This is a genomic window from Microbacterium sp. ABR10, assembly GCF_057812175.1.
Genome location: NZ_CM173821.1, coordinates 3,419,707 through 3,433,601 on the forward strand (window position 1 = coordinate 3,419,707; position 13,895 = coordinate 3,433,601).

The following is a 13,895-nucleotide window of genomic DNA, read 5'->3' on the forward strand; positions in this document are numbered from 1 at the left end:
GGAGACGCCATGACCACCACCGTTCGCACCCGCGTCGCCATCATCGGCGCCGGCCCCGCAGGGCTGATGCTCTCGCACCTGCTGGCCCAGGCCGGCATCGAATCGGTCGTCATCGACCAGCGCACGCGCGACGAGATCGAGAGCACCATCCGCGCCGGCATCCTGGAGCAGGGCACGGTCGAACTGCTCGACACGATCGGGCCCGCCTCGCGCGCCCGCACCGTCGGGCATCGCCACGACGGCATCGAACTGCGCTTCGACGGCGAGGGTCACCGCATCGACTTCGCCGAGTCCGTCGGTCGCGCCGTCTGGCTGTACCCGCAGCACGAGGTGCTGAAAGACCTGATCGCCGCGCGCCTCGCCGCCGGGCAGGACCTCCGTTTCGGCGTCACCGCCGATGGCGTCGAAGACGGGGATCACCCCCGGGTGCACGCGCGCGATGCCGACGGGGTCCCCGTCGAGATCGAGGCGGATTTCGTCGTCGGTTCCGACGGGTCCCGCAGCGTCGCGCGGGCAGCCGTGGCAGGCTCGCGCAACGGCTCCTTCCGCGAGTACCCCTTCGCCTGGTTCGGCATCCTGTGCGAGGCCCCGCCCAGCAGCGAGGAGCTGATCTACAGCAACTCCCCCGATGGGTTCGCCCTTGTCAGCCAGCGGTCGGCGACCGTGCAGCGGATGTACTTCCAGTGCGATCCCGACACCGACACCGCCGCCTTCAGCGAGGCGCAGCTCTGGGACGAACTGCAGAAGCGCGTGCCCGGCACCACGCTGCGGGAGGGGCCGATCTTCCAGCGCGACGTGCTGCGCTTCCGCAGCTTCGTCGCCAACGAACTGCGCCGGGGCCGAGTCGCTCTCGTCGGCGACGCCGCGCACACCGTGCCGCCCACCGGCGCGAAGGGGATGAACCTCGCGATCGCCGACGTGCGCCTGCTCGCGGCCGCCCTGCGGGCGTTCCTGCTCGAGGGCGATGAGCGCCTGCTCGACGCCTACCCCGACACGGCGAGCCGCCGCATCTGGAAGGCGCAGCACTTCTCGTGGTGGATGACGAGCATGCTGCACGTGACCCCGGATGCCACCGACTTCGACCGTCGACGTCAGCTCGGCGAGCTGCGCTCCGTCGTGGAGTCGGAGCACGGCCGCGCCTACCTCGCCGAGGCGTACTGCGGCTGGCCGCTCGACGCCTGACCAGCCGTCGCCCCGGGGGCGCAGCCGGTTCGGGGCGTCATCGGCCCCTTGGGGCGGAACACCCACGCCCCGAACAGCGAAAGCTGCCCCGAATCGAAGAGGCTCCCGGCATCCGGCCACTACACCGCGCACCGCGCGGAGGCCTCCGCCCCCCTCCACCGGTTCGGGCGCAGCCGATTCGGGGCGCAATCGGGCTGTCGAGGCGGAAGGATCACGCCCCGAACGGCGGAGCCCGACCCACACCGCGGGCGAACCCCGGCGCGACCGCACGCCGTCCTGAGGGCCGGGCCGCCTGGGGACTCAGTCCTTCGCGCCGGGCGCCTTCGGGAACGGGCTCGGCACCACCGGGTGCGTACCCGTGTAGCCCTCGCGCTCGGCGGCGAGTTCGGCGATGCGCCCGCGGCAGGCGTACCAGCCGATCACGATGCCGATCACCGCGATGACGGTGGCCACCAGCGTCGCCGGGGAGTCGACGAAGACGAGCACGAGGACGCCGGCGAGGAACACCAGCGTGACCCAGTTGGTGTACGGCGCCCCGAACAGGCGGAACGACGGCCGCACGAGCTCTCCGCGGTCGGCCAGCTGCTTCAGGCGCATCTGGCAGATGATGATCGTCGCCCACGTCGAGATGATGCCGACCGACGCCACGCTCAGCACCGTCTCGAACGCCTCGGCGGGGACGAAGAAGTTCAGCACGACGCCCAGCAGCGCCACGGTCGCGGTGATCGCGATGCCGCCGTACGGCACGCCCGCCTTGTTCATGCGGGCGGCGAATCGCGGCGCGGACCCCGCGATGGCCATCGACCGGAGGATGCGCCCCGTCGAGTACAGCCCCGCGTTCAGCGACGACAGCGCCGCGGTCAACACGACCATGTTCATGATGATGTCGACTCCCGGAACGCCGATCGAGGCGAAGAACGTCACGAACGGGCTCTCACCGGCCGAGTAGGCGGTGAAGGGCAGCAGCAGAGAGAGCAGCAGCACCGAGCCGACGTAGAAAACCGCCACACGCACCACCACGGAGTTGATGGCCCGCGGCATGACCTTCTCGGGGTTCTTCGTCTCGCCGGCGGCGGTGCCGATCAGCTCGATCGACGCGTACGCGAAGACGACGCCCTGCATGAGAAGGATGGCGGGGAGGATGCCGTTCGGCAGGAACCCGCCGTTGTCGGCGATGAGCGTGAACCCGACGGGTGAGCCGTTGGGAGTGCCGAACACGACGAAGTAGATGCCCACGAGCAGGAACGCCACGAGGGCTGCGACCTTGATCAGCGCGAACCAGAACTCGAGCTCGCCGAACACCTTGACCGACACCAGGTTGACCGCGAGCACCACGACGAGCGCGATGAGCGCCCACGCCCACTGGGGCACCGCGCCGATCCACGGCACGTACTTGCCGAAGAAGTTCATGTACACCGCGGCCGCGGTGATGTCGACGATGGTCGTCATCGCCCAGTTGATCCAGTAGAACCAGCCCGAGACGAAGGCCGCCTTCTCACCGAAGAACTCGCGCGCGTACGACACGAACGACCCCGAGCTCGGCCGGTGCAGCACCAGCTCACCGAGCGCGCGCAGGATGAAGAAGGCGAACACGCCGCACACGGCGTACGAGACGACGATCGCGGGACCGGCCTCGGCGAGACGACCTCCGGCGCCCAGGAACAGCCCCGTGCCGATCGCACCGCCGATGGCGATCATCTGCACCTGACGGGACGTGAGTCCCTTGTGGTAGCCGCTGTCCTCGAGGTCGACGGTCGAGGTGTGGGTCGGCTCGGCGGCGTCGCCCGAGCGCGGTGTGGAGTCGTTCACCATCCCATCATTCGATTCGCGCACCGCCTGTCCAGCAAGCGCGCCGAGATGGGCGGCATCCGGATGCCAAGGCTCAGAGCCACTTCTTCCGCTTGAACGTCAGCCACAGTCCACCCGACACGGCCACCATGAGCGCGATCGCCATCGGATAGCCGAACTGCCATTCGAGTTCGGGCATGTTCCGGAAGTTCATCCCGTAGATCGCGCCGACCAGGGACGGTCCGAACAGGATGGCCGCCCAGCCCGAGATCTTCTTCACCTGCTCGTTCTGCTCGAGCGAGGTCTCAGTCTGCCGACGCGTGACCAGGGTGGCGTTGACGGTGAGCGCGTTGTCGAGGATCGCGCGCAGCGCCGTCAGTTTCTCGCACTGGCGAAGAACGTGGTCGAGCACGTCGCGGAGCGAGCGCTGCAGCTCGATGTCGACCCCGTACTTGTCCGCGCCGCGCAGCAGGGAGTCGAGCATGTCCCGCAGCGGCTCGGTCGCCCGCTGGAAGTGGATGACCTCGCGGGCGAGCTGATAGATCCGCTGCGTCAGGTCGGCACCGCCCGAGCTGAACAAGCCGTCCTCGATCTCGTCGACGTCGTTCTGCAGGCCCCGCGCGACGGGGTCGTACTGGTCGACCACCTCGTCGAGGATCGCGTAGAGCACGGCCTCGGGGCCGCGCGCGAGCAGGTCGGGGTTCCCTTCGAGGCGGTGACGCACGCGGGCGAGATCGGGGACCTCGGCGTGCCGCACGGTGACGACGTAGTCGGCGCCGATGAAGACGTGCAGCTCGCCGAACTCGACCGTCTCCGTCTCGTCGATGTAGCGCGCCGGGCGCAGCACCGCGAAGAGGTTGTCGCCGTAGCGTTCGAGCTTCGCCCGCTGGTGCCCCGCGAGGGCGTCCTCGACCGCGAGCGGGTGCAGCGAGAACTCGGCAGCGACGCGCTCGAGCTCCTCGGTCGAGGGGCGCAGCAGTCCGATCCACGCCATCCCCCCGTGCGCCTCCATGTATTCGAAGGTCTGGTCGAGGCTCGAGGGGTTCTCGATGCGACGACCGCTGACGTACACCGCGCTGTCGATGATGGGCATGACTCCGTTGTACCCCCGCCGCCTATGCCTGAGGCCGACGCGCGGGTTACTTCTCGGGGTCGTTGCCCCAGTTCATGAGCGAGTAGCGCCAGTCGGTGTCGGTGGTGTCGCCTTTCGGCTTCTGTGCGCTGTGGCGCTTGACGTAACCGACGACCTTCCTCATGTGGGCGTAGTCGTCGTCGGTGAGGTCGGCCTTCTTCTTCTCGAGGATGCGCACGATGTGACGCCCGCTCGCGTGACCGGTCGACTCCCCGTTTCCGTCCTTCTTCTGCCCCACAGACTTCGACTCGTCGGTGTCGAGCCACTTCTTCAGCTCGCTCGCGGTCATGTTGACCGCGTCGTCGAAGTCCTCGCGGGTCTGATCGTCGTCATCGCTCATGCCGCCATCCTCGCCATCGCCGCGCGGCCGCGACGCCCCCTTGCGTGGATGCCGCCCCGGTGGCATCCGCTCAACCGACGGTCTCGCTCAGCGGCTCGTCCGCGTCAGGTCCCGGATGCCGCCCCCGTGGCATACGTTCAGCCGACGGGCTCGCTCAGCGGCTCGTCGGCGTCGGGCCCCGGATGCCGTGCAGCCGTGCCGCGGCGGGCGGCGGCCAACACCGCGCCGATGCTCGCGGCGATGACCAGGCCGATGCCCGCGATCTCGAGCCACGACAGGTGCTGACCCAGCAGCAGGAAGCCCGCGATCGACGCCGTCGCCGGCCCCAGGCTCATCAGGATCGCGAACGCCGAGGCGGGCAGGCGCCGGAGCGCGACGAGCTCCAAGGCGTAGGGAATCGTCGACGACAGCAGCGCGACCGCCGCTCCCAGCGCGAGCAGGTCGACGCGCAGCAGCGCGGGACCTGCCTGCCAGATCCCGAAGGGCAGCGCGATGACGGCACCCACGGTCATCGCCAGCGCGAGCCCGTCGAGCCGCGGGAACTCACGGCCCACACGCGCCGACGCGAGGATGTACAACGCCCAGCTCACCGCCGCACCCAGGGCGAACACGACGCCGAGCAGGTCGAGCCGGTCCCACCCGCCGGCCCCGAGGGCGACGACGCCCGCCAGCGCGAGTCCCGCCCACAGCCAGCGCGCGATCCCCGTCGCGGTCAGGATCGACAGGGTCAGCGGCCCGAGCACCTCGATCGTGACCGTGACCCCGAGCGGCAGACGTGCCAGTGCGAGGTAGAACAGACCGTTCATGGATGCCAGCACCACACCGAACCCGACGACGGAACGCCACGCGTACCCCGTGTGCCCGCGCAGGCTCGGGCGGGCGATGAGCAGCAACAGCAGCGCCGAGAACACCAGCCGCAACATGACGATGCCGAGGGGACCCGTCTCCGGGAACAGCATCACGGCGAAGGAGGCGCCGACCTCCTGGCACGCCAGGCCCACGAGGACCAGGGCCGCGGCCGACCCCTGTCCGCCGCGTGGGGTCATCCCGCGGGGGGCGAGCAGATCGCGTTGGCGGCGATGTTCTCGCGCATCTGGTCGGCCGTCCAGGGCAGCCCCGCCTCGGGGATGGTCTGGCCCTGAGCGGCCGGCGCCTTGGAGGCGATCGCCGCGAGCTGCCACGCGAGCCAGGCTCCCGTGTTCTCGTTGCCCGCCGAGTTGTTCAGCGCGACCGCGACCGACATCCCGGTCGCGGGGTCGGCGAAGGCTCCGACGATGTAGCCGGGCGTCGAGCCGAACTGTCCGATCAGCGACCCCGCCTGGTAGGCGCCGCCCGCAGCGGTGAACCACGTGGGCTGGTCGGAAGCGACCGGCACCGGATTGGCGAAACGGTCGCTGCCGTCGGGCAGGAGCGCATCGGTGGCCAGCGCCTGCGCGTAGCGCCCGAGGTCGCGGATGCCGGTGACGGCCCCCGAGGCGGCGGCGCCGTAGCTCGCCGACATCGTCGTGAACTCACCCGGCTGCGCACAGTCGTACACGCCCTCGGCGTTCGGCTGCGACCAGTGCCCCGTGAGTGGAGCCGTGCCGGGAGCGGCGGCAGCAGACGAGGGCATCGACGTGGAGTCGAGACCGAGGGGCTGGATGACGCGCTCCGTGATGACGTCGGCGAGCGATTGACCGGTCGCCCGCTCGACGGCGAGACCTGCGACGAGGAAGTTCGTCGGCGACGACGCGAATTGCACTCCGGGGTCGTTCAATCGCGGCTTCGAAATGCCATACGCCATCAGTTCGCGAGCGTTCCAGATGCGCCCGGGATTGGTCCACGTCAGGAAGTCGAGGCTCTGCGTGTACGAGGCGAGCCCCGAGGTGCCGTCGCACAGCTGACGCAGTGTGATGGCCTCGTAGCCGGGCACGCTGCTCACCCAATCGGTGATCGAGTCGTCGAGCGACAGCTTGCCGTCTGCGGCGAGGCCGTACAGCGCGTCGCAGGTCATGGCGCCGGTGACGTCGGCCGCGCGGAACTGCAGGTCGGCGGTCACCTCCGCTCCACCGGGGCTCTGGGTACCCACGCCCGACACCCAGCTGCCACTCCAGGGCGCCCAGACGCCGACGACGGCCCCGGTGGCACCGGTGGCGGTGATGGCCGCGGCGACGGCGTCGCGCATCTCGGTCACCGTGGCATCGGGGAGGGGGGCGTCGACCTGAGCGGGGACATCGATCGACACCGTGCCCGGGCCCGTGCAACCGCTCAACAGAACGAGGAGCACTCCCGCGCCCGCCGTCGCGATGGCAGCGGAACGACGCCATCTCGCCATGTGGACCCCCAGTGTTTCCGAGCGCGACGAAGCGCGCTCCGGATGCATTCAAACACATGGCGCCTGGGCGGAACCGCCGCTTGCGCGAGCGGCCCGTCACGTCTGCATCACGACTGCGCCTTGCCGTGTAAGCGCGGGAATCTAGGGGTTAGGTAAACCTAACCGTTTGCGTATGATGGCCGCATGAACGTCGTCCTCCCGTTCTCCGCGGCCCTGCGCGAGCGCTCCAGCAGCGCGCACTCTCCGCGCGAGTGCGACGGCTTCATGACCGACCTGCTCACCGGTGCCGGCACCCGCGACGACTACATCGCGCTCATCGCCCAGCACTGGTTCCTCTACGCCGCCCTCGAAGAAGCGTCGGCGCGCATGCGCACCGACCCGGTGGCATCCGTCTTCCTCAGCGACAAGCTCTCGCGACTGCCCGCCCTTGAAGCCGACCTCTCCTTTCTGATCGGCCCGCACTGGCAGAGCGAGATCCGGCCGTTGCCCACCACCCAGGCCTACGTGTCGCGCATCCGCCGGGTGGCCGTGACGTGGCCGGGAGGGTTCGTCGCGCACCACTACACGCGCTTCCTCGGCGACCTCTCCGGCGGGCCGTCGATCGGTCGGCTGATGCAGCGCCGCTTCGGCTTCGAGACCAACGGCATCGGCTTCCTGCTGTTCGGCGACATCGCCGACCCGAAGGCGTTCAAGAGCGTCTACCGCGATCAGCTCGACGCCGCCCCCTGGGATGACGCCGAGAAGGAACGGGTCATCGCCGAGGTGCTCGTCGCGTACCGGTTCACCACGGAGCTGTTCGCCGACCTGACCCGCGCGAAGGCCGACCAGGTCGCGTGACCGATCGCGACCGCCGGGCACCGCGTCGCGCGCACGGGGCGACGTTTGATGCAGAGCAGCCGCCAGGCACCGCGCCGCGCGCACGGGACGACGTCTGATGCAGAGCAGCCGCCGCGTCCTGCCCGGTGTGCCGCGCGGGGCTACGCCTGCCGCGCTGCCGCCGCGTCCTGCCGGGTGAGCCACGCCTGTTTCATGAAGCGGCGGACGTCTTCGTCGACCCGGATGTCGCCGGGGCGCAACGGGCGCGTCAGGTAGAGGCCGTCGAGGGAGGTGAGACGGCTGAGGGCGACGTAGGTCTGCCCCGGCGCGAAAGCCCCCGAGCCCAGGTCGACGACCGCGCGGTCGTACGTCTTGCCCTGCGACTTATGGATCGTGACCGCCCACGCCAGGCGCAGGGGGAACTGGGTGAACTCGGCGACGATCTCGCGCGAGAGGTTCTTCGTACCCGGGTCGTAGGCGTAGCGGTACCTCTCCCACACCGCCGGCTCCACATCGTGCTGGATGCCGTCGACCTCGACCCGCACGCTGTCGCCGGCGATGCGGGTGACCGTACCGATCGTGCCGTTGACCCACCGAGGGGCCTCGCCGAACTGCGCGCCGTCGTTGCGGAGGAACATCACCTGCGCCCCGACCTTGAGCGTGAGTTCCATCTCGGCGGGGTAGTTCGCCTCGCCGCGGCCGAAGTCGCCCGAGATCTCGGCGGCGGCCGTCTGCGTGCGGCCGATGAGTTCCTCGAGGTGGCGACGGTTGATCGTGTTCACGCGGTCGTTGCGGGTGGCGAGCGTGATGATCGGATGCTCGCCGTCGGCCGGATGCGGGGGCGTGCGCGCTCCGGCGGTGTTCAGGATGCCGGCCATCTCGGCCGTGACGCGCCCGTAGCGCACCGCGTTGAGCAGCGTCTTGAAGCCGGGGTCGGACTGCCGGTGGATCTCGACGAGCTCGTTGACGTGCAGGTCGGCCCCGTGTCGGCCGATGTCGATGAGTCCATCGCTCGCGGCCTCACCCGACCAGACCTTCGCGTCGAAGAACCAGAACGAGCGGTAGTGGTCGGCGATGTAGCGCGCCTCGTCGCCGCGCGGCGGCACCGGCGCCAGCTGGTACGGATCGCCGAACATCACGATCTGCGTGCCACCGAACGGCTCGGAACGCCGGCCCCGAGCCTGACGGAGCGAGCGGTCGATGGCATCCATCAGGTCGGCGTTGACCATCGAGATCTCATCGATCACCAGGGTGTCGATGGCGTTGAGGAGCTTTCGAGTGGCGTCGTTCTGGTCGATGTCGCCGTTCGCGATGAGCCCGATGGGCAGGCGGAAGAGCGAGTGGATCGTCTGCCCCTCGACGTTGAGGGCGGCCACCCCCGTCGGCGCGCACACGGCGATCTGCTTCTTGGTGTTGTACGCCAGGTGCTGCAGCAGCGTGGACTTGCCCGTGCCGGCGCGGCCCGTGACGAAGACGTGCTCGCGCGTGTCCTCGATCAGCCGGAACAGCGCCTGCTGTTCGGCGGAGAGGGGCGGCGTGGTCACCGGCCCATGCTAGTTCGCGCGCTCGCCCGCGGGCAGCGTCGTACCCACGGGCGCGCCCGCGGGCTCGGTGTGCAGGAGCAGCCAGCGCGCTTCGCCCGAGAGCACGTCGGCGACGTGGCTGCGGAACCGCGGGCACTGGGTGATGTCGTGCGAGCGGCACCGCAGCGCATGCTCGGTCATCGCGCGCGCCTGCGCGATGTCGGCGGCGCGGCGGTCGAGCTCGGCGACGTGCTCCTCGAGCACCCGGTGTCGGTCGGGGGCGTCGTCGTCGAGCAGCACCCGGATCTGCTCGAGAGAGAGCCCCGCCGCCTTGTTGCGCAGGATCACCGCGATCCGCACGGCGTCGTCGTCGCCGTACCGGCGCCGGCCCGCACCGTCGCGGACGGGCCGCAGCAGACTCTCATCTTCCCAGTAGCGCAGCACGTGGGTGTCGAGCCCGAATCGCGCCGCCGCCTCGCCGATGGACTCCCCGCTTGACTTCATGTCGACATGAAGTCACACGATGGACGAGAACACAAGCGGAAGGAGTCCATCGTGTACGACGCGATCATCATCGGAGGCGGGCCCGCGGGCCTGCAGGCGGCCCTCACCCTCGGGCGTATGCACCGGCGCACCCTGCTGGTCGACTCGGGCTCGTACCGTAACGGGACCGTCCGTCACGCCCACAACCTGCTGACCAACGACGGTCGCGACCCCGCCGAGCTGCGCCGGATCGCGCGCTCCGAGATCGCGGCCTACGGCAGCGTCGAGGTCCGGGATGCCGCCGTCGCCGAGGTCGTCCGTGACGATGACGGTCTGACGGTCACCGTGGACGGCCGACGGCTCCGCACGCACGCGGTCATCCTCGCGACCGGCGTCGCCGACGAGCTCCCCCCGATCCCGGGACTCGCGGAGCACTGGGGCGACACCGTCGCCAACTGCCCGTTCTGCCACGGGCACGAGTTCGCGGGCCGACCTGTCGTCGTCGTCAACGCGTCGCCGCACGCCGCAGCTCTCGCCCTCATGCTCGAGCCGGTGGCATCCGAGGTCTCCGTCGTGGCGCCCGCCGACGTGCGGGCGGTCACGGGCACGACCGACGGACTGCGCCTGGAACTCGTCGACGGCTCCTCCCGGGAGGTGGCGGGCGCGTTCGTCGCCCCCGCGTGGACCGTGCGCGGAGAAATCGTCGACACGCTCGGCCTCGAACGCCAGGAATCGGGCGCCGTGCGCACCGATCCGTTCGGCCGCACGAGCGTCGAGGGCGTCTACGCGGTGGGCGACCTCGCCCAGCCCGATCATTTTCCCGGCCCGATGTTCTCGCTCGCGGCGGCGATCGCCGGAGGGCAGCTCGCCGCCGTCGCCGTCGTGCAGTCTCTCGTCGCCGTGTGACAACACCGCGCGGCCCGTGGGAAATCGCGGGAGTGGGGCCTCGCGGGGCGCCGCGCGGCGTCTGCGCAGGTGCGTTTCTTAGACTGGGTGCGTGAGCAACGCCGGCGGGGGCCCCGCGACGCCCGAGGGGGTCCGCGGTGCGCGTCGGCGCCGTCGGTTCGAGATCCCCGCGATGGTCCTCATCGGCATCCTGCTGGCCGCCGCCCTCGGCGCGGGCGCCGCCTCGCTCTATCGCGAGTTCTACAGCCCCCGCGCCTTCGTGCTGCACTACCTCCAGCTGCTGCAGGAGCGTCGAGCCGCCGAAGCCCTCGCCATCCCCGGCGTCGCCGTCGACTCCGCCGAGCTCGAGGCCGCGGGCCTGCCTGCCACGTCATCCGAAGCACTTCTGCGCCCCGAATCGCTCCAGGCGGTGACGGATGCCGTCATCACCGGCGAGAGCGTCGACGGCGACCGCACGCGCGTCACCGCGAGCTATTCCGTCGGGGGGTACACCGGGACGACCACGTTCGACGTGCGGCGCGACACCGGCGGCGCGCTCCTGCCCCGCTGGCGCTTCGCCCGCAGCCCGTTGTCGGTGATGGACCTGTCGGTCCAGGGGTCGATGCGTTTCGCGGTCAACGGGTTCGAGGTCGACAAACGGCAGGTGTCGATCGACGGCACCGACGTCGACCCGACCGCTCCGCTTCCCCTGCTGGTCTTCTCACCCGGGCTGTACTCCGTCGCCGTCGACACGGCCATCTCATCGACCCCCGGCGTCGCCGTGCTCGCCGACGCGCCTCTGGCCGGCATCCCCGTCGACGTGCAGGCGCAGCCGACGAAGGAGTTCCTCGGGGTCGTGCAGCAGCGGGTCGAGGACTTCCTCACGGCCTGCGCCGAACAGAAGGTTCTGCAGCCCACGGGCTGCCCGTTCGGGTTCACCGTGCGCAACCGCATCGACGACGCCCCCTCGTGGTCGATCGTGCAGCAGCCGCAGGTGACCGTCGAGCCCGACGGTGCCGGATGGCGCATCCCGTCGGCCAAGGCGGTCGCCCACATCGAGGTCGACATCCGGTCGATCTTCGACGGCAGCGTCCGCACGGTCGAAGACGACGTCGACTTCAGCGTCGACGGTCAGATCACCGTGCAGCCCGACGGTTCGGCATCCATCCTGGTCGGCGGATCGTCCGACTGACGCCTCGGACGGATGCCGCGGGTACAACCGCAGACCGCTCCCGCGTCACGCCGCCCGGCGCCACCCTCCGCACGGCGTGTCGCTCAGACGCCCCGCCGTGGTGCGCGGCGCGGCACGCCCGCTGCCGGGCGACATGACGCGACAAGCCCCACCGCAGCCCGGCAACCCCGTACCGCCCGGACAATCCTCGCTCAGGCGCGGCCGCGAGCGGCGACCCGCGCGTCGCGGTCGGCCAGTCGCGCCAGCTCTTCGTTGTACGCGTCGAGCTCGAGGTCGCCGACACGGTCGACGTGACGGTCACGGCGTTTCTGGTGCCGCTCGTCGCTGCGGCTCCACTGGATCGCCACCGTGATGGCGAGGATGAGCGTGGGGATCTCGCCCACCGACCAGGCCACGCCGCCGCCGACGTACTGGTCCTCGAGGGGCGTCGCGCCCCAGGTGCGGCCCATCGCGCCGAACCACTCCGCCACCATCAGACCGGAGTTCATCATGATCGCGATGCCGAAGAACGCGTGCATCGCCATGATCGCGATGAGCACCAGCAGGCGCATCGGATAGGCCAGGCGGAAGGGCACCGGATCGATGCCGATGAGGCTGAGCACGAACAGGTACCCGGTGACGAGGAAGTGCGCGACCATCCAGATGTGGCCGACGTGGTCGTACAACGACCACCGGAACAGGTCGGTGTAATAGAACGCCCAGAGCGAGCCGATGAACAGGCCCGCGGCGACGTACGGGTTCGTCAGCACCTTCGCGATCGGGTTGTGCACCGCCCACAGGATCCACTCGCGCCCGCCGCGGGTGCCGTCGTCGCGCTTGCGGATCGCGCGGGCGGCGAGCGAGACGGGCGCCCCGGAGACCAGCATCAGCGGGATGGCCATCGACAACAGCATGTGCCCGATCATGTGCATGCTGAACAGATAGTCCTGGTAGACGTTGATCGGACCCGACGTGACCCAGAACACCCCGAACATGCCCAGGCACCACAGCACCGTGCGGTGGATCGGCCATGAGTCGCCCCGCCGGAGGAGGCGCCAGACGCCGGCGAGGTAGAAGAACAGACCGAAGGCGACGATCAGCGCCCACAGCAGGTCGATGTTCCACGCCGTGAACCAGCGTTCGAGGGTCAGCTCGGGCGGCAGCGGTGCGCCCGTCAGCACTTCGGCCGGCGAGCTGCCGATCAGGGCCGCCTCGGTGGGCGGGGGCGTACGCGCGAGCGCCGCGGCGACACCGCTCGCGATACCCATGAAGACGAGCTCGAGGGTGATGACACCCCAGAAGCGCGCGGACCCCGGCTCGTCGGCCATGCGCGCGATGAGGCGGCGTCGGTACCAGGCGCCGAGCACCCCCATGGCGACGAGGGCGACGACCTTGACGAGCACGAGCGCGCCGTACGCCGACCACAGGTTCTGCACGTCGACCAGGCTGATCGACGCGCGCACCGTGCCCGAGACGGCGACGACGATGAAGGCGACGAGCGCGATCGAGGAGTACCGCAGCAGGGTGGTCTGCAGCTGTCCGCGCGACATCGCGGGCCTGACGACGACCAGCAGGATGAGCCCGCCGAGCCAGGCCGCTGCGGCGATGATGTGCAGAACGAGCGCGGTGACCGCGGCGTCGTGGCTGGCCTCGGTACCGGCGTGACCCTGCGTGCCCATCGGGATGAGCGAGGCGAGGGCGAGGATCGCCACGACGAGCGTCGGGATCCATGAGCGCACGGCGAAGGTGAGCACCGTGAGCACCGCCCCGGCGATCGTGGTGATCAGCCAGGCCTGCCCCGGTGGGCTCTCGACGAGGAAGCGCCCGAGCTGCTGCCCGAAGACGGCGTCGAGCGTGGGGGTGGCGTTCAGGACGTTCAGAAACGTCATGTACCCCGTCGTGGCTGCACCGACGGTGAAGACGGCGGCGCCGATCGAGGCGGTGTCGAGGGCGATCTCGAACGGCCGCTCCCCCGCGGGCAACGCGAACAGCGCCAGCACCAGCGAGCCGACCATGGTGGCCGCGGCGAGGTTGACCACCGTCGTGGCGATCGGCAGACCCCAGCGCACCACGGGGCCGGCGTCGGCCAGGCGTCCGGGGGCCGCTCCGCCGCCGAAGGCGAGACCGGAGACGACGGCGACGATCGAGACCACGACCAGGATGACGGGTCCCGCGACGCGCAGAAGTCGGGGATTCACGCGTCCAGCCTACGTCGCGCGGGAACGACGAAGGGGGATGCCGCTGGGCATCCCCCTTCGATG

At 70.2% G+C, this 13,895-nt stretch carries 12 protein-coding genes; 4 read left to right on the plus strand and 8 right to left on the minus strand.

The features are described from left to right. Nucleotides 1-9: 9 nt before the first annotated feature. The gene (locus tag ACXKZF_RS15815; protein WP_488984848.1) at nt 10-1,182 is read left to right on the plus strand and encodes a 4-hydroxybenzoate 3-monooxygenase; all 1,173 of its coding nucleotides are present in this window, start codon (nt 10-12) and stop codon (nt 1,180-1,182) included. Nucleotides 1,183-1,482: 300 nt separating this feature from the next. Here the strand turns inward: ACXKZF_RS15815 and ACXKZF_RS15820 are convergent, their stop codons facing one another. The 5 genes from ACXKZF_RS15820 to ACXKZF_RS15840 form a co-directional block, all read right to left on the minus strand. Further along, nucleotides 1,483-2,994 carry an amino acid permease gene (locus ACXKZF_RS15820; protein ID WP_488984849.1) on the minus strand — a complete coding sequence of 504 codons (1,512 nt, stop codon included), beginning with the start codon at nt 2,992-2,994 and terminating at the stop codon, nt 1,483-1,485. Nucleotides 2,995-3,064: 70 nt separating this feature from the next. Further along, complete coding sequence (corA, locus tag ACXKZF_RS15825; protein ID WP_055952212.1) at nt 3,065-4,063, minus strand: magnesium/cobalt transporter CorA; 999 nt, start codon at nt 4,061-4,063, stop codon at nt 3,065-3,067. A gap of 46 nt (nt 4,064-4,109) precedes the next feature. After that, nucleotides 4,110-4,442 carry a DUF3140 domain-containing protein gene (locus ACXKZF_RS15830; protein WP_488984850.1) on the minus strand — a complete coding sequence of 111 codons (333 nt, stop codon included), beginning with the start codon at nt 4,440-4,442 and terminating at the stop codon, nt 4,110-4,112. A 137-nt stretch (nt 4,443-4,579) separates the two neighbouring features. Further along, nucleotides 4,580-5,488 carry an EamA family transporter gene (locus ACXKZF_RS15835; protein WP_055952221.1) on the minus strand — a complete coding sequence of 303 codons (909 nt, stop codon included), beginning with the start codon at nt 5,486-5,488 and terminating at the stop codon, nt 4,580-4,582. Continuing rightward, the gene (locus ACXKZF_RS15840; RefSeq protein WP_488984851.1) at nt 5,485-6,756 is read right to left on the minus strand and encodes a serine hydrolase domain-containing protein; all 1,272 of its coding nucleotides are present in this window, start codon (nt 6,754-6,756) and stop codon (nt 5,485-5,487) included. The genes ACXKZF_RS15835 and ACXKZF_RS15840 overlap by 4 nt, the downstream gene beginning before the upstream one ends. 183 nt (nt 6,757-6,939) lie before the next feature. Between ACXKZF_RS15840 and ACXKZF_RS15845 the strand changes: the two genes are divergently transcribed. After that, nucleotides 6,940-7,593, plus strand: a complete 654-nt coding sequence (locus ACXKZF_RS15845; RefSeq protein ID WP_488984852.1) for a biliverdin-producing heme oxygenase — start codon at nt 6,940-6,942, stop codon at nt 7,591-7,593. A 140-nt stretch (nt 7,594-7,733) separates the two neighbouring features. Here ACXKZF_RS15845 and ACXKZF_RS15850 read toward each other — a convergent pair whose 3' ends face one another. Beyond that, complete coding sequence (locus ACXKZF_RS15850; RefSeq protein ID WP_488984853.1) at nt 7,734-9,116, minus strand: ATP-dependent DNA helicase; 1,383 nt, start codon at nt 9,114-9,116, stop codon at nt 7,734-7,736. A 9-nt stretch (nt 9,117-9,125) separates the two neighbouring features. Further along, nucleotides 9,126-9,599, minus strand: a complete 474-nt coding sequence (locus tag ACXKZF_RS15855) for a MerR family transcriptional regulator (protein WP_488984854.1) — start codon at nt 9,597-9,599, stop codon at nt 9,126-9,128. 51 nt (nt 9,600-9,650) lie between these two features. Here ACXKZF_RS15855 and ACXKZF_RS15860 point away from each other — a divergent pair, with 51 nt between their 5' ends. Together ACXKZF_RS15860 and ACXKZF_RS15865 are read left to right on the plus strand one after the other, a co-directional pair. After that, nucleotides 9,651-10,484 carry an NAD(P)/FAD-dependent oxidoreductase gene (locus tag ACXKZF_RS15860; RefSeq protein WP_488984855.1) on the plus strand — a complete coding sequence of 278 codons (834 nt, stop codon included), beginning with the start codon at nt 9,651-9,653 and terminating at the stop codon, nt 10,482-10,484. Nucleotides 10,485-10,575: 91 nt separating this feature from the next. Further along, nucleotides 10,576-11,655: a hypothetical protein gene (locus ACXKZF_RS15865; RefSeq protein WP_488984856.1), complete on the plus strand. Its 1,080-nt coding sequence runs from the start codon at nt 10,576-10,578 to the stop codon at nt 11,653-11,655. Nucleotides 11,656-11,846: 191 nt separating this feature from the next. Here ACXKZF_RS15865 and ACXKZF_RS15870 read toward each other — a convergent pair whose 3' ends face one another. Next, on the minus strand, nt 11,847-13,832 hold the full coding sequence (locus ACXKZF_RS15870; RefSeq protein WP_488984857.1) for a bifunctional copper resistance protein CopD/cytochrome c oxidase assembly protein: 1,986 nt from the start codon (nt 13,830-13,832) through the stop codon (nt 11,847-11,849). Nucleotides 13,833-13,895: the final 63 nt, after the last annotated feature.